A 26,602-nucleotide genomic window follows, 5' to 3' on the forward strand; every position below is an offset into this window, starting at 1 on the left:
TAACGCTTAAAAAGCACTCAATCACTTGCGAAAAGATGAAAATAATGTTATAATTATAAAAATGCGTTTTGTGTATTTTTAAAGTTTTTTGTTATGAATGCACAAAATGTATAAATAAGTGGAGGTGTATCTACATATTATGAAGAAATTTTCCTATGTTGCTAAGGATACCTCGGGAAAAACCATAAAGGGTATCTATGAGGCTGAGGATGCACAGGAAGTACTGGACAAGATCCACGAACAAGGTCTTTTCTGTATAAGTTATACAGAAGCATTGGGCGGTGCAGGCAAACAATCTGTGCACAAGTTCAATACTAAGGAACTTGCTTTCTGCTGCCGTCAGCTTGCGGCAATGATGACATCGGGTCTTACCATTGTTAAAGCGCTCGACATTCTCTATAAGGAAGAGGAGAATAAGGGTGCAAAGGATGTTTGGAGAAGCGTTTATGACGATGTTCAGAAAGGTCAGAGCTTTACCGAGGCTCTCGATACAAGAAGAGGAAGCTTTCCGGACTTTTTCATTTCAATGGTAGACGCAGGTGAGACCTCAGGTACGCTTGATATGACAATGCAGCGTCTGAGCGATTATTATGCAAACTCAAACAAGTTGAACAATAAGGTAAAGAGTGCGATGACTTATCCTATCATACTTGGCGTTCTTTGTATCGTCATGGTAATCGGTATGTTTACGTTCATCATGCCTATATTTGCAGGTCTTATGCCAGAGGATCAGATGCCTGCACTTTCTAAGGCTCTCTTCTCATTCAGTGACTTTTTCAAGGCAAAATGGTATATCATTCTTATCGTGGTCGTTGTTTTGATATTCGGTTGGATATACGCCTTGAAAGTACCGTCAGTCAGACTTAAATTTGACTATATCAAGATAAAGATGCCTGCCGCCGGAAAGCTTATAGTAAAGATCTACGAGGGTCGTTTCGCAAGAACTCTTTCATCACTTTATTCAAGCGGTATCCCAATGGTAGAGTGTCTTGAACGTTCGTCAAGAATACTTGGAAACGCTTATGTTGATAAGATGTTCATTCAGGTAGTTGATGAAGTTAAGCAGGGCGCACCTCTTTCAGCGTCACTTGCAAAAACAGAGATATTTGAAGGAATGTTTACTTCCATCATCTATGTCGGTGAGGAATCAGGTGCTCTCGATGAGATCCTTGAGAAAACTGCTGACTACTATGAGGAAGAAGCAGACGCAGCCGTTACAAGACTTGTAGGACTTATGGAACCATTGCTCATCGTATTCATGGGTGTTGCGATCGGTCTTTGCCTTGCGGGTATCTTCCCACTGCTCTACGGTTCATTGTCAGGTCTGGAAAACTAAGGGTCTGCATTTTGTGTTCGTTAATTTTAAATATCTCCTCTCCTTTAAAACGGAGAGGGAAGATATTTGTTTTGAAAAATAATTTAAGAGGTGAAGGAATAAATGCTATCATTTGATATTTCTGATAGACAAATCAACATTGTTAAAGGTGATAACTCCTCTAACAAGATAAGGATCGAAAGATCTTTGCAGGTAGACGTTCCTGAGGATATGATCCTTAACGGTGAGGTCATCAACCTTTCAGGTCTGTCCGAGTTACTGCTCACTCAGATCAAGGCTGAGGATATGATGGATAAGGACGCTATCGTTACTTTTTCATCGAGCAACATCGTATTCAAGGAGCTTGTAGTTCCAAAGGCAAAGGGTAATGAGTTCCTGCTTATGGTACAGAACCATATGAGCCAGGAAATGGGTATCACAGATGAGTATTCTATCTCATATACAGTAGTAGGTGAAGCAGGCGAGGATAATCCTGGTGCAGTGAAGGTACTTGCAACAGCTTGCCCTAGTACGATAGTTGAAAGCTACAGAAAGCTTTATAACATTATGGGCATGAACCTCAGATCTGTTAACATCGGATGTAACTCTATCGCAAGAATCGTTCTTGCTGACAAGTCCAACATGGAGAAAATGCCACTGTTGGTTTGCCAGATCGATAAGAACTTCCTTGGTCTTACACTTTTTGAGAATGGACAGATGGCATTCGCCAGATACGTTCCTATCTCAGAAGATGATTATGATTCTGACGATTATATCACTGAAGCTCTTAACGAGAACATCTTCAGAATGGAGCAGTTCAATAAGGCAAGAGGCGGTTCAGGACTTGAAAATGTTATTCTCTATGGCTTTATCGAGGACTACATCAAACTCGTTGACGCTCTTGACGGTCTTGATATAAAGGCTTCCGTTCTCGGTGTGCCTGCTCAGATCACAGGTTTCGAGAACTTCGAGTTTACAGTATTCGCTAATGCTATCGGTGCTCTCTATAAGAGAAACAAGGCAACAGAGAAGATCAACCTCCTCGAAGTCGATCAGTCCACAGGTAAGGGCGGCAACAGCGGAATGGGTTCGCTGCTCATGACAGGCGGTATCTTCGCTGCGGCAGCCGCAGTGCTTATCGCAGGTGCAACACTTGTTATTAATCTCAGGAAGAGTTCTATCGAGAAAGATATAGACAAGACTAATGATAAGATAGCTGTTTGCAATGAGAAGATCGCCCAGAACCAGATACTTCACAATAAGATGAAGATCATGCAGGATTATTCAAACTATGTTACATCAGCAAATGCAGCTCTTGAAACACTTCCGGTCGTGTCAAGTGAGATGTTTGACGATATCAAGGAAGCTCTTGGTTCTTTCAAGTATGAAGGCTTTACATATAACCTTGAAGCTGGTACAGTAACACTTACTAAGGTTGAGCTTGATGATCAGTCAGATGTAAAAACAGCAATCGATGCCCTTGTAGGTACAGGACTCTTCCAGGAAGATGTAGGATACAACGGATATTCGATCGGTGAAGAAGGCAGCTCAGGCGTAACGCTTGATTCGCTGACACTTTATCTTAAAGAAGAGGGCGAGGGTGAATAATTATGAAGTTGAATTATCGTGATAAAATGATTTTGATAGTAGTATTCGTACTGCTTATAATTGTTGCAGGTTTTATGCTTTTTATTAAGCCTGCCATTGATGAGTGTAGTCAGGCAAGCAGTGATCTGGAATCAGCAAAGGTACAGCTCAGCGAGCTTGAAGATCAGGTAGACAAGGATAAGAACCTTGCCGCTGAGATTCAGACACTTTATACAAGCACCTCACAGGTCGCAGCTAACTTCTATGATTATCAGGTAGCATACAAGGCTACTGATAAGGTTCGTGAGCTTTTTAATGTTGATGATGTAAAGATCAAAAACTCCAATATGACTATTTCATCATACGGCAGCACAGTTCTTTCGCCTTTTGCTTATGAGTCAACAGCAACAGCTACTGATTTTGACACTAAGGTAGATGAATACAATAATGCAAGCACAACTGATTCATCAGCCGCAGACGCTAATGCAGATGCAAATGCAGCTGCAGAAGATCCTAATGCAGCAGCTGGACAGACAATAGGTTACTATAGCCTTAACATTCAGTTCAAAAGCTCGCTTTCAGGTTTCAAGAATTTTGCTGACAACCTGACGACAAACAACGAAAAGAGCATGGTGATCGAGAATGTTAGCATTGAAAATGTCAACGAGAGCGAGATCTCAGGCTCTATGACACTGAATATGTACGTTCTGAAGAAGCTTGCTGATCCTTCTGCCAGCTAAGAGAAAACTATTTGGTAGGATAAGGAATATTTCTTGTCCTGCCAATTAGTGCTATATAATGATTAAAAATTTTATATAAGTAATCAACTTGTGTAAAATGAAAAAAGTATAGCATAAATGATAATAAAACTAAGAAAGGTGGTTAATATGAAGAATACTCCGAAGAGGAAACAAAGAAACAAACCCGGAGTCGTGCTTTTCACAGCGGTTGCTGTCATGCTCATGCTGTCAATACTTTTGACTGCAACTGTTTCTTTTGTTTCGGTAAACAGGACAAAAACAAATGATAACTATAAGAGCAAACAGGCTTATCTGACAGCTTCATCTACTCTTGAAAGCTTTATTAATCAGATACAGACTGATACTGCTCCAACCAATGACCCTACTGCAAAGGCTCAGCAGAAAAAGGCCATAGATAACCTTAAAAAGCTGGCAAGTGCTAACAGCGGTAAGGGTACTACTACTACTGTAAGTTACAACGGCGGTGACGGTAAAAGCGATAATATCGGTACCACAAAGATAACTGTAGCACAGGAGGGTACAAGTGTTGCAAATATCGTTGTTACCTGTGAAACTACTTATCTGGGAAAAACTGAAAAGGTAGCAGCTCATATTTCCACGCAGTCAGTTACAAAGCCTGCCGAGTATACAAATACTATCGAGCTTGTTGGTAACGGTGGCGCAGGTTACGATAACCTTAATGTTATCGGTGATATGGCTGGTATCAATAATACCACTGGTAAGGTCTATAGATTTACAAACAATACTAGTATCTATGGTTCTTATCTTATGTATGGTTCTTTAGAGGTTTCACTCAGCCTCTTATCATGCTCAAGCCTAGTCTTGTAGATGAAAAGCAGGGTTCAACTGTTACAATTTCTGAAAACCTTGATGTTTCAAATGAATTCCACATCAACTCCACAATGGCAAGAGCAGACGGATATAACTATGTTAATATCGGTCAGAAGCTTTCCACTTCAAACCATATGGACGTTGGTTCTTCAGGTTTTGATGTCGATTTGTTCTGTTGTGAAGCTAACATTGGCGGAAATGACTATACACAGTATGGTAACTTCTACGTTTATAAGGGCGCAGGTGCTTATAATGGCGATGCAACATTTGGCGCAAATGGTCAGACGATCAATGGCTCTCTCTATGTCGAGGGTGATCTTAATGTCACAAAGTCACTTAAGGTAACAGGCTCTGTATATGTTACCGGCACTATCACAGGTAAAGATAAGATCGTCTGCACGGCTTCAAATATTCATGAAGGAGCTGTTCTTAGCAAAGCAGGTCGTGACGCAAAGCCACAGATACCTGTATCTGCTGATGCCTATGTATATTATCCGGAAGATTTCTTCATGAGCAATGATACTAATGTGACAACGATCTCTGATCAATATCAGGCTTTCTATAATGGCAAAAACACTAAAACTTTCAATACCTTTGCAAGCGATCCAAGCTATTGGAATAATGTTGACTACACGCTTACTGAGCTAATAGACCTTACAGGAACAGGAGCTAAGACTCCAGTTACAAGCCGCTACAAATTGAGAATAACATCAAGCTGTACATGGGCATCTGATCTTTCGTTCAATGATTATGGCAATGGTTCAAGGATCCTCGTTGATGTTTCTGATTCTTCGGGTGATATCGTTATAAGACTTCAGAATGGCCTTAATCTTGGAGCAGAATGGTCACCTGTAATAGTTGTTAGAAATCGTTCAACTATAATTGATACGACTACAGGTGACAGAAAATACAACTGCTATTTTGTTTCAGACTCAGGCAGTGCTATTACACTTAATGGTATCGACTCAGTAACAGGCAAGTCACAGCATTCAGGCTCTAGTGCTTGTAACTATAGCTTTAAGGGACTTAAGGTATTTGATTATGATACTTACGTTCGTATGTTTGATTCTTCTGTTCTCAATAATACAAAGGGTAACCCTGGCTTACCACAGAGCGGCTTTGTTCTCAACCCTACATCTGTAGATGTTGCAGGCTCTTACAGACCGAAAAACAGCAGCATCATCTTCCTGTTTGGTGAGAACACAACACTTAACGCTACAGATCAAAGCTTCTTCCAGGGCTCATTCTATTCACCACAGGCTATCGTTAATATCGCAACAAGCGGTCTTGGCGGACTTGTGGTAACAGACTCAGCAGGCGGAATAATGACCGTTCAGTGCTGTGCAGTCGGTGTAGTTATCGCAAACAGCTTTGGTAACGCCAATACAGCGTTCTATGTATACACTAAGCCTTCAACTACTTCTGTAATGCAGAATGCGAAGGGCGGCAAGGACGATTCAGCATTCGGATATACTCTTGACAGATATGATCACTATTAATTGAAAGGAGTATACTCATGAAAAAGAACAGCAAAAATAAAAAGGGTATGACTCTTGTAGAGGTCATCATAGCAATGGCACTTTTGTCAGGTATGTCAGCTATGCTTGTTACAGTTGCTGTAGCGGCAAAAAAACAGAATCTTGAAAACTACTACCGCAACAATGAAATGTATACTCAGGCAGTAAATGCCGAGCAGTATAATGATAACAAGACCGTCAATATGAACGAGTTGAAGGTAAACAAGTTCTCTTCAAGCGGCAAAACTACAAATGAGTTTGCCCTTGAGGCAGACTTTGGAAGTGGCATAAAGTTCAATACTACAGCCTATGGCTTTAAAGCAAAGCTTAATAATATTGATGAAGACGCAGGCTATCAGCTTAAATTTCTTCAAGGTAAGGACGTAAACATTACACCTAATCCTGAAAAGAGCGTATATTGGGTAAAATTTTACAACAATTCAGGGGCAGATATGAATTTCTATGCTCTCACTCCTGAGCTTACAGGCGGAAAGTTCTTTGATGTAAATAATAACTCATCAGGAAATTCACTTCTTATCCCTATCGGCGACGGCGGAAATCAGCAGTTTGGCGTTGTGCTTTCAGGCGTAACAGGAAGCGATTATTTCGGCTTCTCACAGTCATCTGATCTTTACAGCAGCACTCCAACAGCCGATGCAGCTGCATTTAAGATCACAGCTGCGACCTTTGACCATTATCTTGAAAAAGATGCGTCAGGTAAAGCTACAGGTTATGTAGTTATCCATTATATGGGTGGTTCTGACTACAAAAATCAGGCTGACTATGACGCAGCAATGGCAACACCATAAGGAGGGAGGATCTTGAAAATGAATAAAAACCGCAAGGGTTTTACCCTTGTTGAGCTTATCGTTGTGGTAACGATTTTCGGCGTGATCCTCGGAGCTATCCTTAATATGATCAAACCTGCAAATAACGTTTATCATGACGCTGATGCAACAATGGAAAGCAATGTCATAGGTTCAGGTCTTATAGACTATCTTGATGATGAGCTTAGATATTCGACCAATGTTCTTGTGCTTAAAGATTATATTGGTGTGCCTGATGTTTCAACCTCTGGTACTATCGGTGCAAGCGGTGTGACCTATTCAAACTGTATCGTTATTGACAATAATAATCTTCGTGGCTATAGTCTGAAAAACTATTCAGGCAGCGACACGGATACAGCCGCAAAGAGAATGGGTGCAAAAGGCTGTATCATCAATGTAGGTAAGGTAAATACAGAGGGCTTAAACTTTAATAATTCTGCTGTTGCAAGAGGCGTTGATTTTTACGACAATTATAAGTTTGATATCAGTGCAAGTATCAGCAAAATTGAGGAAATGTATACTCTCGACGTTTCTCTTACAGCCTATCAGCCAACATATGAGAACGGAAGCTATACTTTTACGAAAACAAAGTATAAAAAGGACGCAGCAGTAAATCTCACAAATATTAACATAGATGAAGGCGATTCATACAATGTTAATGACTATAAAGATTTCTCTGTAGCTCCTGATTATGTCACATATCCTCAGGCAACTACTGCTCCTGCAGGTTGCACAGCTCAGCAGGAAAAGTATTATGGTTTTGATGCTTCAAACACATATACTTATATTTTCTATGATAAGACAACAGTTTCAAGTTCAAAAACATACAGTGTAAAGTTTATCTACTCTGCAAGCGACCCTGAACCAACGCTTCGTGGTAAACAGATAGATACTAAGTCTGTTAAGGCGGGTACAGTTTATCAAACTCCACCTTCTATGTCATCAAGAACAGGTTATGGCACGCCTTATTGGGTAGACAGCAAGAATAACGTTGCTGATTTTACAACAGGTGTAACGATAAACAAGGATATGGTATTCTCATGTGTTTATCCGCCTGTTGCACCGAAAGACCAATTTAATGTAACGTTTGAGAATATCGACGGTTCTACATTTAAAACAACAAGTGTCTATGATGGCGACTTTGCAAATGACCCGGGAATTCCAACTGACATGGATCCTATAAAACAGGATTTTGTTAAGTGGGTATACAAATCAGATACGTCAAAGGGTCTTACTGATGTTTCTATTACAGATAACTCAGTTATTTTCGTTCCAGTTGTACAGAACAAGCATAAGGTTGAGTTTAAATTAAATGGTTCTTTAATAAATGCCTCAACTATTTATGTTTCTGATGGACAGTATGCAAATTATCCAGGAGCTACCCCTGTTTCGTCAGACGCTAATAAGATATTTGGCGGTTGGGTCGTAGAAGGAACAAATGATGATATATCTACTAAGGTTATAACATCAGATACTGTTTTTGAGGCAACCTTCATTTCAAAACCGACAAATGATTTGTACGTTATCAGCAGTATCGCAAGAAAAATCAATGATGGTGAGATAGACTATGATATAACAATACAGAATAATGGTTCTGATGTTGTAAAGATCTGGTCTTTAAGTGCTAATGTTGGTTTTGCATTTGATCAGATGCAGGCGGATTGGAGATTGAAAATTCCAAATGATAAGGTTTGTGGATTTACAACGAACAACGATTTGAATAACCCATCAAACTGTGTATTTATTCCAGCGGGTGGAACCGTCACAGTTACGTTGTATTTTAAGAAGTACAACGATCCAAAGTATACTGAGGATCTTTCAAAGTATTCACTTAACCCATCTGATATTACAGTATCTAAGGTACAGTAATTTCTTTTCTCAATCAGACCCCATCCACGGGTCTGATTGCTGAAAAAATCCCCTTAACAGAAAACTTCTATTAAGAGGATTTTTTGAGCAAAAAAACTCCGCAGTATCAAACTGCGGAATTTGCAATTATCTTATTATCAGCATTGCTTCGTTCATCATCTCGTTAAGACCGGTAAAGTCCATGTACCATGAACCGATCTGCTCTGAGTACAAAGCTGCAACAGCAATTCCTATGGAGAGATATGGACCAAATGCAAATACTGAATCACCACTGCGGTGCTTCTGGATAAGTCCGCCGATCGAGCCTGTTATCAGTCCGATAAGAAGCGCTACCAAAGCACCCTGCATTCCGAGAAACAGCCCTGCGGCTGCCATGAGATATACATCTCCCATGCCCATTGCTTTCTCATGTGTGATAAGACAAATAATAAGCAAAGGCACGCTCACAATGAAAAATCCGATCAAGTGTGATTTAAGCGTAAGTCCCGTCTGATCTTTGCAGAAAATGTATTCCGCAACACCAAGCAAACCTATGAATATCACAACATATGTGTTGATAAGCTGAGTGTCCCAGTCCATGAAGAATACAACGATAAGAGCAGAGAATAACAGACAGACAAGTGCCGCACGCAGAGGATTGAAGATACCATTGAAGTGATAGAATACCCATAAGTAGAGCAGTGCGTTGAGCGTTTCAACTAATGTGTATCTTGCCGATATCTTTGCACCGCAGCTTCGACACTTTCCACGAAGTATGCACCAGCTTACTATCGGTATCAGGTCACGCCGTTTGATCGGCTCACCGCAGGTCATACAGTGAGAATTTCGCTTGATAAGACTTTCATTTTTCGGCAATCGGTATATGCAGACATTAAGAAAGCTGCCTATGCACGCTCCGAAGATGAACACAAATACATAAATGATTATGTATGATAAGGTTAAATTATCCACAGTGATCCTCCTTTGGATTCATTAGTTAATACATTAATTTTATCATACTTTCATGAAGATTACAATAGATAATATGATTTTTTTGCGGTTTTTGCACCGCAGCAGACGTTTCCGCAGCGTCGGATCCCTAAATCAATGCGGAGGATTGGAGTAATATATATGAGAAACGGCCCTATCGGTCAGTATCTGGTACAGAAAGGTCTTATAACTGAAGAACAGCTTCAGGAAGTCCTTGCCAAACAGAAGGAGCAAAAGGGAAGACTTTTTGGTGATGTCATTATTGACATGAAGCTCGTTACCGATGTTCAGTTCTGTCAGGTTCTTGCCGAGCGACTGAATGTGTCCTATATCGACCTTGATAATACTGAGCTTATGCCTGATATAGTCAAGAAGATACCTGAGGCAACTGCAAGAAAGTATAACGTCATCGCAGTCAGCAAAATAGGCAAGCGTATGACCGTTGCAACTAATGACCCTATCAACTTCTATATTTTCGAGGATCTCCGTGTTATCACAGGCTGCAGCATAACGCCTGTCCTTGCCACAAAGTCATCTATCAATCGTGCTATCGGTAAGATGTACTCAGAAGGTCAGGTTAACTCCGTTGTTGACGAAGCTACAAAGCAAAAAGAGGAAGAGCTTAACCTTGAAGAACTCAAGGATATCTCCGAGGAGAGAATCGAGAACGCTCCTATCGTTAAACTTGCTACCGCTATCGTCGAGAACGCCCAGCGTCAGGACGCAACGGATATACATATCGAGCCATTCAAGGATAAAACCGTTATCCGTATCCGTGTAAACGGCGACCTTATCGAGCTTATGACTCTTTCCGCCGCACTTCATACTTCGCTTGTTACCCGTTTCAAGATCTTGAGCGGTATGAATATCGCCGAGAAACGTGTCCCACAGGACGGCCGTATGTCACAGGTCGTTGACGGCACAACTCTCGACCTCCGTGTATCTAACCTTCCAATGGTGTACGGTGAGAAAGTCGTTCTCCGTATCCTCGCAACAGGCGATATGTCCCTTAGAAAAATAACCGATTTGGGTATGACCGAGTATAACTATAAGAGATTTGAGTCTTGCCTTAAAGTGCCACAGGGTGTTGTCCTTGTAACAGGCCCTACAGGTTCAGGTAAATCTACACACTTTATGCCGCGCTTGGCGAGATCTCGAAGCCTAATAACAATGTTATTACTGTCGAAGACCCAGTCGAGAAAAAGATCGACGGCGTAAACCAGTGCCAGATCAACGAAAAAGCTGGTATGACATTCGGTGCAGCCCTTCGTTCTATCCTCCGTCAGGACCCTGACATCATAATGGTCGGAGAAATGCGTGATACTGAAACTGCCGAGATCGCTATCCGTGCCGCTATTACAGGACACCTTGTTCTGTCAACACTTCATACCAATGACGCCGCTTCTACCGTAACAAGACTTGTGGATATGGGCGTTGAGGCATACATGGTCGCAACCTCACTTATCGGTATCGTTGCTCAGCGTCTTACAAAGGTGCTTTGCCCTGAGTGCAAAAAGCCTAGAATGTCAACTGAGGAAGAAAACGAGCTTATGGGTCTTGACCATTCAGTACAGGTGTACGACCCATGCGGCTGTCCAAAGTGCAATAACACAGGATATAAGGGAAGAACCGCTATCCATGAGATCCTTCTCGCAACACCGTCTATGCAGGCTCTTATCACAAGGGGAGCAAAAGCTGACGAAATTCAGGAGCTTGCAAAGAAAGAGGGCTGTCACCTGCTTCGTGACAACGTTTCAGAGCTTGTTCAGCAAGGCAAGACCTCAATGGACGAACTTATCCGTGTAACATATGCTGTATAAAAAAGAAATATATGGAGGTAAATTCTAATGGCAATCGACATTAACAAAATTCTTGATGAAGCAAGAGCCCTTGGCTGTTCCGACCTGCACTTCACCGTAGGTATTCCGCCGATAGTTAGACAGGGCGGTAACTTGAGAAAGCTTTCCTCATATCCTGATATGACCGAGATCGAAATTCTCAAAATATGCGAGGATATGTGTACAGATAAGCAGCGTCAGTCTATCAAAGACCATATTGATACCGACTTTACATATGTATCATCAAGAGGTTTCCGTCACCGTGTAAACGTGTATCGTCAGAGAGGAAACACGGCAATCGCTCTCCGTCTTTTGAGAAACGATATCCCGACCCTTACCGACCTTGACCTGCCACCTATCCTTGCAGAGTTCTCAATGAGACCTCGTGGACTTGTGCTTGTAACAGGCCCTACCGGTTCAGGTAAGTCAACAACTCTTGCCGCAATGATCGACCATGTAAATATCCATAAATCAGCTCATATCATCACTATTGAGGACCCTATCGAGTATATGCACGCTCATAAGAGATGTATGGTAAACCAGAGAGAGATCGGACCTGACGTACCGAGCTTCTCACTTGCCCTCCGTGCAGCCCTCCGTGAGGACCCGGACATTATCCTCGTAGGAGAAATGCGTGACTTCGAGACTATCGAAGCTGCTGTTACCGCCGCTGAAACAGGACACCTTGTTATGAGTACACTTCATACAACGTCCGCACCGTCAACTATCGACCGTATCATCGACGTTTTCCCTGCTCACCAGCAGCATCAGATCAGAACTCAGCTTGCTTCCGTTCTTGTAGGTATCTGTACTCAGACACTTTGCCGTACATTCGACGGCACAAGCCGTGTAGCTTGCTGTGAGATTCTTAACGCAACAGACTCTATCAAAGCTATGATCCGTGACGATAAGGTGCATCTTATCGGTTCAGCTATGCAGACAGGTAAAGCAACAGGAATGCAGACCATGGATCAGGAGCTTGCAAAGCTCGTTCGTTCAAGAACTATTTCTATGGACGTTGCGCTTGAAAAGTGCGTAAACCCACAGGATCTCAAGAGATTTATCGCAGGCGGAGCATAAACCACAATATAAATAATAAAGAGCGTTTTTACCGAGAAAGTAAAAACGCTCTTTTTGTTTACCTTTTTGTCAGCCCTTGACCTCGTTATCCTTGTGCCAAACATTGTTGTAAAGAAAAACAAGCACAGCCATTGCAATGATAATGAAATATCCAAGAAAGCTCCAGCCATCAGGAATATCTCCAAAAAGGAAATATCCCAAAATCGTAGTGAAAATCAACTGTGAGTAATCATAAACCGATATCTCCCTTGCAGGAGCGTGAGTGTAAGCCGCAGTTATAGCGAACTGTCCGCCTGCCGCACCTGCGCCAGCTCCCAATAAACAAAGTATTTGGAAAATCGTCATAGGGTGGAAATCTAATATTAGAAATGGCAGGGTGAACAAGCACGAAAATCCCGAGAAGTATGCAACTATCACCGCACCATTTACTCCATGCTGTCCTAAGTATCTTACGCAAGCGTAAGCAAGTCCCGCTCCCATTCCTCCTAGAAAACCAACAAGGGCAGGGAAGAAGTCCACATTATGAAAACTCGGCTTGATGATAAACAAGCTTCCTATAAATGCACAAATTACAGTGAAACCCTGAAAGAAAGTCAGCCGCTCTTTAAGGAAAATAAAAGAGAAAATGATAACGAAAAATGGTGACATTTTGTTTAGCATGGAAGCGTCAGACAGCACAAGATGATCTATGGCATAAAAGTTTCCAAGCATACCCAGCGTGCCGGCAAGCGCCCTCACAAAAATGACCGCATTGTTCTTTTTGCCCTCAATGTGAAAGCGTATGTGATTTTTCTTTAGCACACCGATAGCGAAAAATAACGCCACAAAATTTCTGAAAAAAGTCTTTTGCACCGTCGGCAGATCACCCGAAAGCCGTACAAATGCGAACATGAATGCAAACGAAAAAGCCGACAGAATAATGTAAATTATAGCCTTGTATTTACTTTTCATCTCTGTCACCTCCGTTCATGTAAATGTGTTCACGCCTCAGCTCTTTTATAAGCTCGCCAACGTTCCAGCTTTGATTGTGTGCCGTGACAATGGCTTTCAGCTCCACCGCCGCACCTTTCTCCCTGAGTTTTTTCAGTATAGGGTCAAGGCTCCTGCCGTCAATGCCTGAAAAAATAAGGCACTCGTCTGTGATGTCCTCGCCCTCTTTTTCAGACCTTTCAAAGCCCTTGAAACCACAAAGATATCCCACCTGCTGTCCCATTACCTCATTGCCAAAGAAAACAGCCTCCGCATTTTCGCTTTTAGCAATATCTTCAATGATATCACGCTTTTGAGGAATGATATTTATCCCGATGATCTTTTTCGGTATAACACTTCTTATTCTTGATCTCATAAAATTTCTCCTTAAATCGTACTATCTATATTATACCCCGATCTCATATTTTCTTCAAGAGCAAATATACAGAATTTTTATCCTCATATGCCCCGATTCTATGTGTGAATGCAAAAAAAAATCGCCCCGATCTCTCGGAGCGATAGTTTTATTTAGCAATCAAAGTTCAATAATTACCTTGCCGCTGAAGTTAGGAGCAATTTCAACAGTCTTGTCTGTGTTAGCCACAGCGATCTTGAAGCTTGCCTTTGTGTCAGTGTATTCGCACTCGATCTTGTTGCCGTGTCTTGTAGCTGTCAACTCGAATACCTTGTTTGCCTCAGTGTCATAAATAGGGCAAACTGCACTCTTGCCGTCTTCAAGCTCGTAGATAGTGAATGTTGTACCCTCAAGATAATCATACTCTATCTGTCTTTCAAAGTTACCGTATGCAATAATGCTGTTTGGCTTAGCAAGAGCAGGAATCTCAAAGTATGAGCATTTGTGCTTATACCACTTGCCGCCCTCAAGAACCTTGCCGGTGATGATATCTGTCCACTTGCCCTCTGGAACATAGTATTCAGCGATACCCTCGTCATTAAGGATAGGAGCAACAAGAATGTTGTCGCCGAACATATACTGTCTGTCAAGCGTCAGGCAAGTCGGGTCGTCAGCAAAGTCGATGACCATTGCTCTCATTACAGGTACGCCGACTTCGTGTGTCTTGATAGCCTGAGCCCACAGATAAGGCATGAGCTTGCCCTTGAGCTTTGTGAAGAAGCGCAGAACGTCGCAGGACTCCTCATCAAAGAGCCATGGCACTCTGTATGACTGGTTACCATGCAGTCTTGAATGTGATGAGAACATACCGAACGCAGCCCATCTCTTGTAAATGTCAGGTGTAGCAGTAGCTTCAAAGCCTGCCATGTCATGTGAAGTGTAGCCGAAGCCTGAGATACAAAGTGACAGACAGCCTCTTACAACCTCAGCCATTGAGTTGTAGTTGCCTGAGCAATCTCCGCCCCAGTGAACAGGGAATTTCTGACCTCCTGCTGTAGCAGAACGAGCAAACAAGCAAGCCTTGTTCTCTCCAAAATATTCTTTCAGTACATTGAATACGCACTCATTATAAAGATATGTGTAGAAGTTGTGCATCTTGATAGGGTCAGAGCCGTCATAGTAAACAACATCTCTTGTAGGTATTCTCTCACCGAAGTCTGTTTTGAATGTGTCAACACCCATTTCGCAGAGCTTTCTAAGATATCCTGCATACCACTTGCAAGCCTCTGGATTAGTGAAGTCAACAATAGCCATACCAGGCTGCCACTCATCACACTGGAATACAGAGCCGTCAGTTTTCTTGATGAAGTAGCCGTTCTTCATACCTTCGTCAAAGAGCTTTGAACGCTGACCAACATATGGGTTGATCCATACGCAAGTTTTCAGACCCTTGTTTTCGTGCAATCTCTTGAGCATTGCAGGTGGGTCAGGGAACTGTGACTTGTCCCACTCAAAGTTACACCACTCAAAGCCTTTCATCCAGAAGCAGTCAAAGTGGAATACCTGAAGAGGAATATCTCTCTCAGCCATGCCATCGATAAATGATGTGATAGTTTCCTCATCATATGTTGTTGTAAATGAAGTTGTGAGCCACAGACCAAATGAGAATGCAGGCGGCAGTGAAGGCTTGCCTGTAAGGTCAGTGTAGCCCTTAAGTACGTCAGTGAGGTTAGCACCGCCGAATACATAGTATTCAAGGCTCTCGCCTGGAACTGTCATGGAAACCTTAGAAACAGTGTCAGAGCAAACCTCATATGATACCTTGTCAGTGCTGTTTACAAATACGCCGTAGCCCTTTGAAGAAAGATAGAATGGGATAGACTTGTAAGACTGATCTGAGCAAGTGCCTCCGTCAGCGTTCCAAATCTCAACGTTCTGACCGTTCTTTGTGAATGTTGTGAACTTTTCGCCGAAGCCGTAGAAATATTCGCCAACAGAAGTGTCGAACTGCTCTCTGATGTATGTTCTTGTAGGATCGGCAGGGTAGCTCCAGAATGTGTCGTCGAGCTGTGTCTGAAGTCTTGCCTGCTGCTTGTAAGCATTCTCAAAAATAACGCCTGTCGATCTCCAGCCACCACTTGTGAGTTTCTTATCCTTATAATAGTATGTGAAGCTCCAGTTTTCCTTAGAAACAACGAGCTTTGTGTCGCCTGTAACAAGTACGGCTTCCTTGTCTGTAACAGTTACCTGTGGCTTGAAGCCCTTGTCCTCAAGAACAAAGTGCGGACCATTGTCAACATGACCCTTGTGGTGTGTGATGCTTACCTTTACGCAGTTCTCCTGAGTTGAAGTGTAAGCGATCTCAAGGTTAGCACTTCCGAGCATCATAGCTCTGTTGTATACAACGAAAGGTGTTGCCACAACGAGGAATCCGTTTTCGATCTCTTCGATCTCGAAAGCCTGATTTGCATAGTTTACTTCGTAGCCTCTCTGGTTAAGCCAGAAACCGTCAGCAAATTTCATGTAATAAACCCTCCTGTAAATTTAAAGTAGTTTTCAGAATATAAAAAAATGAAAATTTTATCGGGAAGTCCGTTTCTTCCCCTTTATGTATATTTTATAGCATATTTGCCTAAATTGCAATAGTAAAAAAGTGATATGTGCAAGTATTTTAATGGATTGAGCATATTTTAATGTAAACATTTCATGAATTGATATTTACATTATATAAATTTATTAAGATATATGTAAACCTTTACACAATACCCAAAAAAGCGGACGGCATAAAAGTCGTCCGCAGAAACATCATATTCTTTATCAACTTTGCAAATGGGACGTCGAGGGCGCCGTCCCCTACATATTGCCCCGATTACTCAATACTGAGAAACTCATCAGGTATGTAAGACAAGCATTGCTCCACACTCTCACGAGTGAAGCCCTCTACATAATTCTTGGCAAACAGCTCGTCAGTGTATTCCGCATAAGGATAAACAGTGCAGTTGTACCAATCGCCATAGTATGAATCACCCTCAAAGTGCGATATTATCGGTATCGCCTTAACGTTCTCGAATGTCACCTCATTGGTGTCAGGGTCCTTCACAACATTGAGCTTGCCAATAAGTCCCACAAGCGACTTTGTGTCATACATAGTGGAAATAAAGTTGCCCAAACCGTAGTAAACGAACGCCTGTCCGCCCTCAGGCTTGTCAAGATATCCGCAAGTGCTGATAGTGTGCGCCTGCGTGCCTATTATCAGGTCAGCACCCCACTCCACAAGCTTAGGCGTTATCTCCGTCTGCTGTTCGTTCAGCTCGTTCTGTATCTCTGTGCCGTAATGACATGAAACCACAACAACGTCCGCCATTTTGTCAGCCTCTTCTATCTGAGCCTTTATCTTGTCCTCTTCATCAAGATATATCACCTGAGCACCGTCACCGCTGAGATAATTGCCGTTGGTGTGCTCCATGTATCCCAGAAAAGCAAATTTTATGCCGTTGACTTCCATGGTCTTGATAGTATCAGCGTCCTCCTGCGAACGATAAGCACCGTAATGCACAATTCCCTTTGTGTCCCAGTAATCAAGAGAGCTTATAAGCCCCTCTTCACCTTGGTCGAGAACATGATTGTTTGACATAGAAACCACATTGAAGCCCATGTCAACTATCTTGTCACCCACAGCCGTCGGCGATGCGAACATAGGATAGCTTTGTGGTTCAACGCTGTCTGTAACAAGTGTTTCCTGATTGATTATAGCCACATCAGTGCCTTCTATGTACTTTGTAACGTGTTCATAAGCCTGCGTGAAATCATATTTTTCACCACCGCCAAGCTTTAGCGCCTCATTATAAATGTTGTCGTGTATAAGGTTGTCGCCCACGCAAACCAGCGAGCAGGTGTAGCTTGGCTGTTCCTTTTCTTCTTCATTCACCTCGACCTCTTTTTTACTGGAGCTGTCCTCAGTTTTTTTGACTTCCGCTTTGCTCTCGGTTTCGGTCACTGTCAAAGCGTTTCCGTCAAGCTTGCTCGCATCAAGCTTACCGCATGATACAGCACTCAGCGACAACATCGCCGAAAGAGCCACTACTGTGATCTTATTGCATAAAAGTCTGTACTTCATATAAATTCCTCTCATAACTTCTTAAAAAAATACAAATTTACTTATAGTTTAATTTTAACACATTTTTAGATAATAATCAAGCCAAATTTTCAAAATGTCGAATGCTTTATGTTGACCTATATATTATAATGTATTATAAATAAAAATATAACAATTTGTACAAATATTTGTTTATGTGTACAAAAATTTTCCCCACAAGTATTAAATTGTATGATATAATAAAAACATAGATAAATTTGTATATCTAAAAAGGGAGGAATGACCATGGAATATTACGCACACACCCGTGAGGACGGCGAAAGGCAAACTGTAAAAGCCCATCTCACAGGAGTAAGTGAAAAAGCAGAAAAATTTTCAGTAGACCTTTTGAAACCCATTGCGAAAAAAGCGAGCCTGTATCACGATATAGGCAAATACGCTTTAAGCTTTCAGAAACGGCTTGATGATGACAAAGTAAAATTCAGCCATGCTGCCTGCGGAGCACTAGAGTATAAAAAGTTTGCAGATAAAAACGATTGTTTTGCACCCCTTATGGAGTATTGCATCGCAGGACACCACACAGGACTTATGGACGGCGGCACAGTCGCAGACAACTCTGACAGCCCGACTCTTAGCGGCACTTTAAAAAGAGAAAATGAATACACAGGCGATAATGACTACAGCGCATACACCACTGAGATAGACTTTGCCACACTGACTCAGGAAGAAATAACACCGCCGTACAATGAACTGCGCTCTGCCCCAAACCCCACCGAGCTTATAGAACGTTACGCTTTTTTCACCAAGTACGTGTTCTCTTGCCTGACAGACGCAGACTTTCTCGATACCGAAAGATTTTGCAATAAAAATGTTAAACGTGGCATGAGCGGTGATTTTGAAAAGGCACTTTCCATTCTTAATGAGCGCATGAAAAATATGCGTTCTGAAACCAAATTACAGCAGGCGCGAAGCAATATACAAAAGCAAGCTATAGACCATTGTACAAAAGGCAGCCACATATCCGTCCTTGATATGCCAACAGGCAGTGGCAAGACTCTTTGCAGTCTTAAAATAGCCCTTGAAAAAGCCGTTGAAAGCGGCAAAAAGCATATCATATACGTTATCCCATACACAAGCATTATAGAACAAACAGCCAAAGATTTCGAGGAGATGTTTCGTGACGTTCTTCCTGTCTTACAGCATCATTCAAACTATTCCTATGACGGCGGCACAGAGGAAGAAAAGAAAACCGCAGAGAAGCTCAAAAGGACCTGCGAAAATTGGGACGCACCACTTATAATCACCACAAGCGTGCAATTTTTCCAATCCATATACCATTATAAAGGCTCAGCACTGCGAAAGCTCCACAATCTCCGTGACAGCGTGATAGTTTTTGACGAAATACACCTTATTCCAACAGAACTTCTTCGTCCCTGCCTTAAAGCTGTGGGCTATATAACAAAGTATCTTAACAGCGAAGCTCTTTTTCTCTCCGCCACAATGCCCGATTATTCTAAGCTTTTTGATAAGTTCCTGCCAGATGTGAACTATAATAAGCTTGTTACCGACCGAACCAATTTTAAGTATTTCAAGAAATGCGAATATAAAGACATGGGTAAAACCTCTCTTGAAACCATTGCAGAAAATGCCTCTCGGTGTAAAAATGCCCTGATCGTTGTGAATACCAAGAAAACAGCGGCAGAGCTTTACAACCTTGTTCAAGGTGAAAAATATCACCTTTCCGCCAATATGACCCCAGCCCACAGAAGCCGTGTCATAGAAGTAGTAAGAAAGAAGCTTGAAAATGGCGAGCATATCACAGTAGTTTCAACTTCACTTGTAGAAGCAGGCGTTGACCTTGACTTTAACACAGTTTTCCGCCAGCTTTCAGGATTAGACAGTATTTTGCAGGCAGGGGGCAGATGTAATCGTGAGGGTAAAGATGACAAGGGCTATGTGTACGTTTTTGACATTGACGAAACATACCGCAAGGGAAGCGACCTTGCCATGCGAATTAACAAGACTAAAGGTTTACTGGAAAAGTACCAAGACATAACTTCCTATGATTGTATTAAAGAATACTACGACGGAATTTTCGACTTCAACCAAAGTCGTATAGCTGAAAACTCTATTGCGAAATATAACGAACAAAGCAACTCATTCGACCGCCAAGGCTTAATGTCACCATACAGCATACCATTCCGAAGCTACGCAATGCAGTTTGAATACATCTCCGCCGACACTATCTCTATCGTTATCGACGATCCTAACGACCAGACTTGCCATGAACTTGTTGAAACCTTGCGTAAGGGTGATATGTCAGTAAGAAGAGCATTGCAGAAATATTCAGTGTCTGTCTATATGAACGTTTTCAAAGATCTCTATTCACAGGGTGTGCTTAACGATCACGGCACAGGCATATTCATTCTTGAAAATCAAAGCTATTATAATAATGAAACAGGTTTGAACACCCAAGCCGCAATGCAGGATTATTTCATCTAAAACAAATGGCAGGCTGCCACCAAGACAGTCTGCCACTTGCTGCATTCCATATCGTACCGAATACGAATATTTTTCAACTCACATATGCGTAAAGCATAGACAAATATATTATACAAACATAAGTTTAAAAAGTCAACGTTTTTATACCACAAACCACTGAACAAAGAATTGTGAAATATGCCGAAAATCCGACACTTTTTTTATACATGAAAACTATTGACATTTTATTCATAATGGTGTATCATATATGTAGAACAAAAACTGTACCAAATACTAATATAAGTCTTAAAAGGAGTGATGTAAAAATGAGCTATGGTTTTAAGATCATCGTGACAGGTGACTATGCTTGCTTCTCAAGACCTGAAATGAAAGTTGAACGGGTAAGTTACAACGTACCCACCCCAAGCGCACTGGAGGGACTTATCAAATCAGTATATTGGAAGCCTGCCGTGCGCTACCAAATAAACAAAATAGTGGTGTTCAACCCTATCGAGTTTACCAATATCCGACGAAACGAGGTCAAAGATAAGCTGTTGTTATCATCAGTGAAACAGCAAATGAAAGGCGGAGGCTCGGCGGAGATGTACACCTCGGAGATACGAAGTCAGCGAGCGGCAATGGTGCTGAAAAATGTGAAATACGGTATCGAGTTCACGTTTGAGCGCACCTATCTTAAATCAGACCACCCAGACGAATCTGATGAGAAGCATTATAACATAATGCTCAGACGTCTCAGAAACGGCCAGCACTTCAGACAGCCTTGCCTTGGTTGCCGAGAATTTGCGGTAAAAAGTATCGAGCTTGTTGACGACTTTGATCTTACACAGATAGCACCGCAAAATATGGGCGATAAAGACCTTGGCTTTATGCTTTACGGCATGAAGTTTGAGGACGGAGGCAAGCCTGTCAATAATGATTGGAATGACCCTAAGTTTTCTGACAAGGCCAACGCAGTTTTCTACCGTCCGCATATGATAGATGGTGTTATTGATGTTGCAAAATACAGGGAGGAGATTAAATGCTGATTAAAGCCTTGTGCGATTACAGTGCTTTGCAGGAGAATAAAACTCCTGCAGGCTATTGTGAACAAGCCATACACTTTGAAATTCTTCTTACCCCCGAGGGCAAGATAGCCGCAATAAACGATTTGAGAGTACCTCGAATTATCCCTCTGAAAAATAAAAAGACAAAAACAGTCTATGATCCAGTAATGGAACAGCTTCCTGTAAGAACGCAGAAACCGGGCATAGACAAAAACACGATCGAACACAGACCACTCTACATATTCGGTCTGAACTATGATAAAGGAACTTTGACCCCTACAGACGCTACCAACAAAGCTGCAAAATCACACAAATGCTTTTGCGAATGGAATGAGAAGTTCTTTGAGAATATCGACTCGCCTATTTGCAAAGCCTATCTTAACTTTATCCGTACATGGGAACCTGAGCAGGAGACCCAAAACCCACATCTTCTTGCACTAGGCAAGGAGTATTCAAGCTCCTACTATGAGTTTGGACTTGACGGCTCTCCTGAAATAAAACTTCACAATGACAGCAAATTCAAAGCCGCCTATGAGGATTATCTCGCCCAGCTCAGCGCCGACAGCGACAGTGACGATACCGAACTATCCACCTGTTCCATTCTTGGTGAGAAGCTCCCGCAAGCCCGTATCCATGATAAGATAAAGGGTATCAAAGGTGGAATGTCCTCAGGCTGTGTCCTCGTTGGCATGAAAGAATCTGCCTTTGAGTCCTATGGCAAGAAGCAGTCCTACAACAGCAATGTTTCCGAGAAAGCCATGAAAATGTATACCTCTGCGTTTAATTCTCTGCTTGCTGACAGAAGCCATTACAAGACTTTTGACGATATGACAATAGTCTATTTCGCAATGAAGAAGAATGATGCAGAAGAATGCAATATGTTTGCCGGTATGTTCAGCGGATTTGAGGACGAATTAAATAAAACCGTTGTGGCCGAAGCCGACCGAAACATAAACACTGTCATGAGCCAGCTTAAACAGGGCAGGACAGCCGATATGCCTTATGACCCTAACGTAGAATTTTACGTTGCAGGCTTTACCCCAAACAGTTCAAGAATATCCCAGAAGTTCATCTTCCACGATAAGTTCGGCAGGATATTTGACAATGTACTCAAACATCAGAAGGATATCGCATTCACTGAGGGTCAGCGTCAAGTAAGCATTGAACGTATCAAGCGTGAGCTTATCTCACCAAAATCGTCCAAAGAAAAAGTTCCGTCACCTCTCATCGCCGCACTTTTTGAAGCAATACTCAAAGGCACAAGATACCCTGACGAACTGCTTTCCACAGTAATAACAAGGGTCAAGACCGACAGCGACGAGGAAAAAAACCATTTTATAAAACTCAATGATACAAGGGCAGGCTTGATAAAAGGCTGCATAAACCGTAAACAAAATAAGGAGGAGATCAAAATGTCATTAGACCTTGAAAACAAAAATCAGGCTTATCTCTGCGGAAGACTTTTTGCAGTGCTTGAAAAGATCCAGCAGGATTCTTCAAAGGCAACAATTAACACAACTATCAAAGATACTTATTTCTCATCAGCTTGTTCAAGACCTGCAACTGTATTTCCTAAACTCTATTCGCTTTCACAAAATCATTTGAAAAAGTTTGAGAATCCTAAACTTCGTAATTACTACAATGATAAGTGCCTTGAGATAATAGATGATCTGAATGGTGAGTTCCCTCAGACTCTTTCAAATGACGATCAGGGCAGATTTATTGTAGGTTATGCACAGCAGTACAGAGATCTTTACACAAAAAAGTCAAAAGATAAGCCAGCAGAAAATTCTGAAGTTAAACCCGAAGCAAAATCAGAAGAATAAAGAAAGGACGAAATATTATGGAAAACGCAATCAAGAACAGATATGAATTTGTAATGCTTTTTGACGTTGAGAACGGCAACCCAAACGGCGACCCTGACGCAGGCAATATGCCTAGAACAGACCCTGAAACAAGCCTTGGCATCGTTACAGACGTGTGCCTTAAAAGAAAGATAAGAAACTTTGTGGAGCTTACCAAAGAGGGCGAAGCAGGCTACAATATCCTCATCAAGGCAGACAGAGCCCTCAATACAAAGTTCACCGAAGCTTATAAAGAGCTAGGTTTAAAGGGAAGCGGAAAGGAAACTCCTGCTGACATACAGCGTCAGGCTCGTGACTATATCTGTCAGAACTACTTTGACGTAAGAACGTTCGGCGCAGTAATGAGTACGGGCGACGATCCATGCGGCATTGTAAGAGGACCTGTCCAGCTCAACTTTGCAAGGAGTATCGACCCTGTTTTTGCACAAAATATTTCTATCACAAGGCAAGCGAAAACAACAGAAGAAAGAAAAAAGGTCGGAGATACCGAAATGGGCAAAAAGAGCATAATCCCATATGCTCTTTATCGTGGTGAGGGCTATGTTTCCGCAATGCTCGCCCAGAAGATAACAGGCTTTAGCGAGGACGACCTTGAGCTTCTTTGGACATCTATCATCAATATGTTCGAGCATGACAGAAGCGCCGCAAGAGGAAAGCTTTGTATGCGTAAGCTTATCGTGTTCAAGCATGACTCCGCCCTGGGCAATGCCCCTGCACATATCCTCTTTGACAAGGTGTCAGTTAAGCTCAAAGACGGCGTGACAACTCCAAGACATTACTCAGATTATGACATCATTATAGATAAGGATATGCCTGAGGGCGTTACACTTATTGAAAAGCTCTGATGAGCGAAGATGTAACTATCAATATCCGTGACATACAGCATTATATGTATTGTCCACGCAGGTTTGCTCTTTTAGAAGTTAATGACGACTGGGCTGAAAACGCCTTTGTCGTCAAAGCAAACCTCCTCCATGAGAACGTCCACAGCGGCGAGCGCAACTTTGAAAATAAGCATAAGATCGTCCGAAGTGACGTGTCAGTGTATAATGATGACCCTAAGTACAATATTTTCGGAGTTGTAGATTGTATCGAGTTCGTCCGTGACAAAAGCGGCGACTATATAGATACCCTGGACGGCACATTCCGTGTGGAAATTGTGGAGTATAAACCCACCAGACCCAAAGCAGGGGAGTTCAATCAGACCGACGCTATACAAGTCTATGCGCAGAAGCTTTGCGTGGATAACGTATTTCATTGCAATAGCCGATGTTTTCTGTACTATGCAGATGTGCGCAGACGATCAGAATTGCCCTTTGATACTCAGGGCGCAGAGTATGATAAAATGCTTTGCGACTATCTTGGAAAAATGCGTGAGATACTTGCAGCGGATATTATCCCAAAGCGTGTAAAAGGTCAGAAATGTTCAGGCTGTTCACTGTCGGATATGTGCTTTCCAAAAGTGAAGAAATATAGCGTGAAAAATACGATTTTCTCCATGAACGGAGGCGAAAACAATGCGTAAACTGCTCAATTCACTTTATATTCTCGAAGAAACTGCCTACCTCACACTTGACGGCGAAAACATAGTGTGCAGGGCAGAGGACAGCGAGAGGTTCCGTGTGCCTTTTACTAATATCGAGGATATCTATATTTTCAGCTATTCGGGCTGTTCACCTGCGCTTATGGGCAAGTGTGCAGAATATGGCATAGCCGTTAATTTTATTTCTCCGCAAGGTAAATTTCTCGCAAGAGTTCAGGGCAAAACAAAGGGCAACGTCTATCTGCGAAAAGAGCAGTTTGAGATTTTTTCTATTCCTCAGCTCGACCTTATCAGGAATACTGTCGCCGCAAAGCTTTCAAATACACGTTATCTTATCAGACGTTCGCTCCACGATAACCCGGATATAAACAGTGACGGAGCGCTTACAGATTGTATAAAATATCTTGAAAACGGCATAAAGACCGTCTATGAAACTTCCGATAAAGATATCATCATGGGTATAGAGGGAAGCTGTGCAAAGGCATATTTTGATATATTTGACCGACTGATACTCCACCAAAAAGAAGATTTTTACCTTGCCAACCGCACCAAACGCCCACCCCTCGACAGAGTAAACGCCATGCTCTCGTTTCTGTATACTATCGCAATTTCATCATATACATCAGCCCTTGAAAGCGTAGGACTTGATAGCTGCCTCGGCTTTTACCACGCCCTGCGTTCAGGCAGAAGCAGCCTGTCCTGCGACCTTGTAGAGGAATTTCGTTGCGTGGTGGAGCGACTTGTGCTTACCATGATAAACTTGAAAATGATAAAGCCCGAGGACTTTGAAACTCAGGTCAGTGGCGCAGTATACCTCTCCAAAGAGGGCAAGAAAAAAGTCCTCACCGCATGGCAGGAGCGTAAGCGCACAAGCATAGTCCACCCATATCTGGGCGAAAAGATACAGCAAGGGCTACTCCCATATGTGCAAAGCTCGCTTCTCGCAAAATATATCCGTGGCGAGCTAGATGAGTACCCGAACTATTTGCTGAAATAGAGGTGATATAAATGATGACCTTAGTAAGCTATGATGTATCAACAACAGATAATAAGGGTAAAACAAGGCTGAGAAAAGTGTCGAAAGAGTGTCAAAATTATGGTCAGCGAGTGCAGAACAGCGTGTTTGAAATAGACGTAGACTATGGCACTTTTCTGAAAGTGAAAGATAAACTTCTGAAAATAATAGACCCAAAGCATGATAGTCTGCGGATATATTACTTAGGCAACAATTGGAAGCATAGAATAGAACACTACGGCACCAAAGAGACCTATGACCCCGAGGGCGTCCTAATATTTTGACCAGCGTACCCCAAGTGATCCACAAATCCCTAGTAAGTTCGCATGAAAATGCCATGCTATATGTGAATGAACAGTGAACAAAATCAAACCGATACCCATTAAATAAAACAATAAGTCCGCATCACGTTGAGCAAGCACCAGATATACACAACATCAAGGGTCACGCTCCACGTGAGCGTGTGAGTTGAAATGTTAGGATACCCTCCATAATTTCCATTTAGTGCATGTCACGCTCCACGTGAGCGTGTGAGTTGAAATATGCAATAGGCAAAATAAATTTTTATCAACTGGAGGTCACGCTCCACGTGAGCGTGTGAGTTGAAATCATTATCTACA

General features: G+C 42.1%; 20 protein-coding genes and 1 pseudogene. 16 read left to right on the forward strand and 5 right to left on the reverse strand.

Translation table 11 applies throughout. The features are described from left to right. Positions 1-139 precede the first annotated feature (139 nt). From DW793_RS10520 to DW793_RS10550, 7 genes are all read left to right on the forward strand, one after another. A complete protein-coding gene (locus tag DW793_RS10520) occupies positions 140-1,336 on the forward strand; it encodes a type II secretion system F family protein (RefSeq protein WP_118158026.1) in 1,197 nt (398 codons plus the stop codon). Positions 1,337-1,438: 102 nt separating this feature from the next. Continuing rightward, positions 1,439-2,923 (forward strand): pilus assembly protein PilM, encoded by a 1,485-nt coding sequence (gene pilM, locus DW793_RS10525; protein ID WP_117876524.1) that lies wholly within the window; start codon positions 1,439-1,441, stop codon positions 2,921-2,923. Between the two features lie 2 nt (positions 2,924-2,925). Beyond that, on the forward strand, positions 2,926-3,642 hold the full coding sequence (gspM, locus tag DW793_RS10530; protein ID WP_117876525.1) for a type II secretion system protein GspM: 717 nt from the start codon (positions 2,926-2,928) through the stop codon (positions 3,640-3,642). 147 nt (positions 3,643-3,789) lie between these two features. Continuing rightward, a complete protein-coding gene (locus tag DW793_RS10535; protein WP_118158028.1) occupies positions 3,790-4,491 on the forward strand; it encodes a hypothetical protein in 702 nt (233 codons plus the stop codon). Continuing rightward, a complete protein-coding gene (locus tag DW793_RS10540; RefSeq protein ID WP_118158030.1) occupies positions 4,470-5,993 on the forward strand; it encodes a hypothetical protein in 1,524 nt (507 codons plus the stop codon). Before DW793_RS10535 ends, DW793_RS10540 begins: the two co-directional genes overlap by 22 nt. Before the next feature lie 17 nt (positions 5,994-6,010). Further along, entirely contained in the window at positions 6,011-6,820 is an 810-nt protein-coding gene (locus DW793_RS10545; protein WP_118158032.1) for a type II secretion system protein, read from the forward strand. An 18-nt stretch (positions 6,821-6,838) separates the two neighbouring features. Then, positions 6,839-8,707 carry a type II secretion system protein gene (locus tag DW793_RS10550; RefSeq protein ID WP_252969848.1) on the forward strand — a complete coding sequence of 623 codons (1,869 nt, stop codon included), beginning with the start codon at positions 6,839-6,841 and terminating at the stop codon, positions 8,705-8,707. A gap of 126 nt (positions 8,708-8,833) precedes the next feature. Here DW793_RS10550 and DW793_RS10555 read toward each other — a convergent pair whose 3' ends face one another. Further along, positions 8,834-9,658: a prepilin peptidase gene (locus DW793_RS10555; protein ID WP_118158036.1), complete on the reverse strand. Its 825-nt coding sequence runs from the start codon at positions 9,656-9,658 to the stop codon at positions 8,834-8,836. A 285-nt stretch (positions 9,659-9,943) separates the two neighbouring features. Here DW793_RS10555 and DW793_RS10560 point away from each other — a divergent pair. After that, positions 9,944-11,496 (forward strand): annotated as a pseudogene (locus DW793_RS10560) (GspE/PulE family protein). 27 nt (positions 11,497-11,523) lie between these two features. Beyond that, the gene (locus DW793_RS10565; protein WP_022286804.1) at positions 11,524-12,594 is read left to right on the forward strand and encodes a type IV pilus twitching motility protein PilT; all 1,071 of its coding nucleotides are present in this window, start codon (positions 11,524-11,526) and stop codon (positions 12,592-12,594) included. Between the two features lie 69 nt (positions 12,595-12,663). Here DW793_RS10565 and DW793_RS10570 read toward each other — a convergent pair whose 3' ends face one another. The 4 genes from DW793_RS10570 to DW793_RS10585 all read right to left on the reverse strand — a co-directional run bounded on the left by DW793_RS10570 (position 12,664) and on the right by DW793_RS10585 (position 18,035). Further along, a complete protein-coding gene (locus tag DW793_RS10570; protein ID WP_118158038.1) occupies positions 12,664-13,545 on the reverse strand; it encodes a DMT family transporter in 882 nt (293 codons plus the stop codon). Further along, on the reverse strand, positions 13,535-13,939 hold the full coding sequence (locus DW793_RS10575; protein ID WP_118158040.1) for a DUF3783 domain-containing protein: 405 nt from the start codon (positions 13,937-13,939) through the stop codon (positions 13,535-13,537). The genes DW793_RS10570 and DW793_RS10575 overlap by 11 nt, the downstream gene beginning before the upstream one ends. Positions 13,940-14,098: 159 nt before the next feature. Continuing rightward, a complete protein-coding gene (yicI, locus tag DW793_RS10580) occupies positions 14,099-16,441 on the reverse strand; it encodes an alpha-xylosidase (RefSeq protein ID WP_117857754.1) in 2,343 nt (780 codons plus the stop codon). Between the two features lie 346 nt (positions 16,442-16,787). Further along, on the reverse strand, positions 16,788-18,035 hold the full coding sequence (locus DW793_RS10585; RefSeq protein WP_252969847.1) for a CapA family protein: 1,248 nt from the start codon (positions 18,033-18,035) through the stop codon (positions 16,788-16,790). A 264-nt stretch (positions 18,036-18,299) separates the two neighbouring features. Here DW793_RS10585 and cas3 point away from each other — a divergent pair, with 264 nt between their 5' ends. The 7 genes from cas3 (at position 18,300) to cas2 (ending at position 26,266) form a co-directional block, all read left to right on the forward strand. After that, entirely contained in the window at positions 18,300-20,516 is a 2,217-nt protein-coding gene (gene cas3, locus DW793_RS10590) for a CRISPR-associated helicase Cas3' (RefSeq protein WP_181988345.1), read from the forward strand. 305 nt (positions 20,517-20,821) lie between these two features. Further along, positions 20,822-21,541, forward strand: coding sequence for a type I-C CRISPR-associated protein Cas5c (cas5c, locus tag DW793_RS10595; protein ID WP_118158044.1), 720 nt, complete (start codon positions 20,822-20,824; stop codon positions 21,539-21,541). Further along, positions 21,535-23,385 carry a type I-C CRISPR-associated protein Cas8c/Csd1 gene (gene cas8c, locus DW793_RS10600; protein ID WP_118158046.1) on the forward strand — a complete coding sequence of 617 codons (1,851 nt, stop codon included), beginning with the start codon at positions 21,535-21,537 and terminating at the stop codon, positions 23,383-23,385. The genes cas5c and cas8c overlap by 7 nt, the downstream gene beginning before the upstream one ends. A 17-nt stretch (positions 23,386-23,402) precedes the next feature. After that, positions 23,403-24,269 carry a type I-C CRISPR-associated protein Cas7/Csd2 gene (cas7c, locus tag DW793_RS10605; RefSeq protein ID WP_118158048.1) on the forward strand — a complete coding sequence of 289 codons (867 nt, stop codon included), beginning with the start codon at positions 23,403-23,405 and terminating at the stop codon, positions 24,267-24,269. Next, positions 24,269-24,949 (forward strand): CRISPR-associated protein Cas4, encoded by a 681-nt coding sequence (gene cas4 / locus DW793_RS10610; protein WP_118158050.1) that lies wholly within the window; start codon positions 24,269-24,271, stop codon positions 24,947-24,949. Before cas7c ends, cas4 begins: the two co-directional genes overlap by 1 nt. Then, on the forward strand, positions 24,942-25,964 hold the full coding sequence (gene cas1c, locus DW793_RS10615) for a type I-C CRISPR-associated endonuclease Cas1c (RefSeq protein WP_117897005.1): 1,023 nt from the start codon (positions 24,942-24,944) through the stop codon (positions 25,962-25,964). Before cas4 ends, cas1c begins: the two co-directional genes overlap by 8 nt. Positions 25,965-25,975: 11 nt before the next feature. After that, complete coding sequence (gene cas2 / locus DW793_RS10620; RefSeq protein ID WP_117863905.1) at positions 25,976-26,266, forward strand: CRISPR-associated endonuclease Cas2; 291 nt, start codon at positions 25,976-25,978, stop codon at positions 26,264-26,266. The last annotated feature ends 336 nt before the right edge of the window (positions 26,267-26,602 follow it).

The sequence above is a fragment of the Ruminococcus sp. AM31-15AC genome, assembly GCF_003462045.1.
GTDB lineage: Bacteria > Bacillota > Clostridia > Oscillospirales > Ruminococcaceae > Hominimerdicola > Hominimerdicola aceti.

Coding starts and splice junctions, on each gene's coding strand:
- DW793_RS10570 (WP_118158038.1), bottom strand. CDS start 13,545: ATGAAAAGTAAATACAAGGCTATAATTTACATTATTCTGTCGGCTTTT.
- DW793_RS10575 (WP_118158040.1), bottom strand. CDS start 13,939: ATGAGATCAAGAATAAGAAGTGTTATACCGAAAAAGATCATCGGGATA.
- cas8c (WP_118158046.1), top strand. CDS start 21,535: ATGCTGATTAAAGCCTTGTGCGATTACAGTGCTTTGCAGGAGAATAAA.
- cas2 (WP_117863905.1), top strand. CDS start 25,976: ATGATGACCTTAGTAAGCTATGATGTATCAACAACAGATAATAAGGGT.
- DW793_RS10545 (WP_118158032.1), top strand. CDS start 6,011: ATGAAAAAGAACAGCAAAAATAAAAAGGGTATGACTCTTGTAGAGGTC.
- yicI (WP_117857754.1), bottom strand. CDS start 16,441: ATGAAATTTGCTGACGGTTTCTGGCTTAACCAGAGAGGCTACGAAGTA.
- cas5c (WP_118158044.1), top strand. CDS start 20,822: ATGAGCTATGGTTTTAAGATCATCGTGACAGGTGACTATGCTTGCTTC.
- cas1c (WP_117897005.1), top strand. CDS start 24,942: ATGCGTAAACTGCTCAATTCACTTTATATTCTCGAAGAAACTGCCTAC.
- cas7c (WP_118158048.1), top strand. CDS start 23,403: ATGGAAAACGCAATCAAGAACAGATATGAATTTGTAATGCTTTTTGAC.
- DW793_RS10565 (WP_022286804.1), top strand. CDS start 11,524: ATGGCAATCGACATTAACAAAATTCTTGATGAAGCAAGAGCCCTTGGC.
- cas4 (WP_118158050.1), top strand. CDS start 24,269: ATGAGCGAAGATGTAACTATCAATATCCGTGACATACAGCATTATATG.
- cas3 (WP_181988345.1), top strand. CDS start 18,300: ATGGAATATTACGCACACACCCGTGAGGACGGCGAAAGGCAAACTGTA.
- DW793_RS10535 (WP_118158028.1), top strand. CDS start 3,790: ATGAAGAATACTCCGAAGAGGAAACAAAGAAACAAACCCGGAGTCGTG.
- DW793_RS10585 (WP_252969847.1), bottom strand. CDS start 18,035: ATGAAGTACAGACTTTTATGCAATAAGATCACAGTAGTGGCTCTTTCG.
- DW793_RS10540 (WP_118158030.1), top strand. CDS start 4,470: ATGCTCAAGCCTAGTCTTGTAGATGAAAAGCAGGGTTCAACTGTTACA.
- gspM (WP_117876525.1), top strand. CDS start 2,926: ATGAAGTTGAATTATCGTGATAAAATGATTTTGATAGTAGTATTCGTA.
- DW793_RS10550 (WP_252969848.1), top strand. CDS start 6,839: ATGAATAAAAACCGCAAGGGTTTTACCCTTGTTGAGCTTATCGTTGTG.
- pilM (WP_117876524.1), top strand. CDS start 1,439: ATGCTATCATTTGATATTTCTGATAGACAAATCAACATTGTTAAAGGT.
- DW793_RS10520 (WP_118158026.1), top strand. CDS start 140: ATGAAGAAATTTTCCTATGTTGCTAAGGATACCTCGGGAAAAACCATA.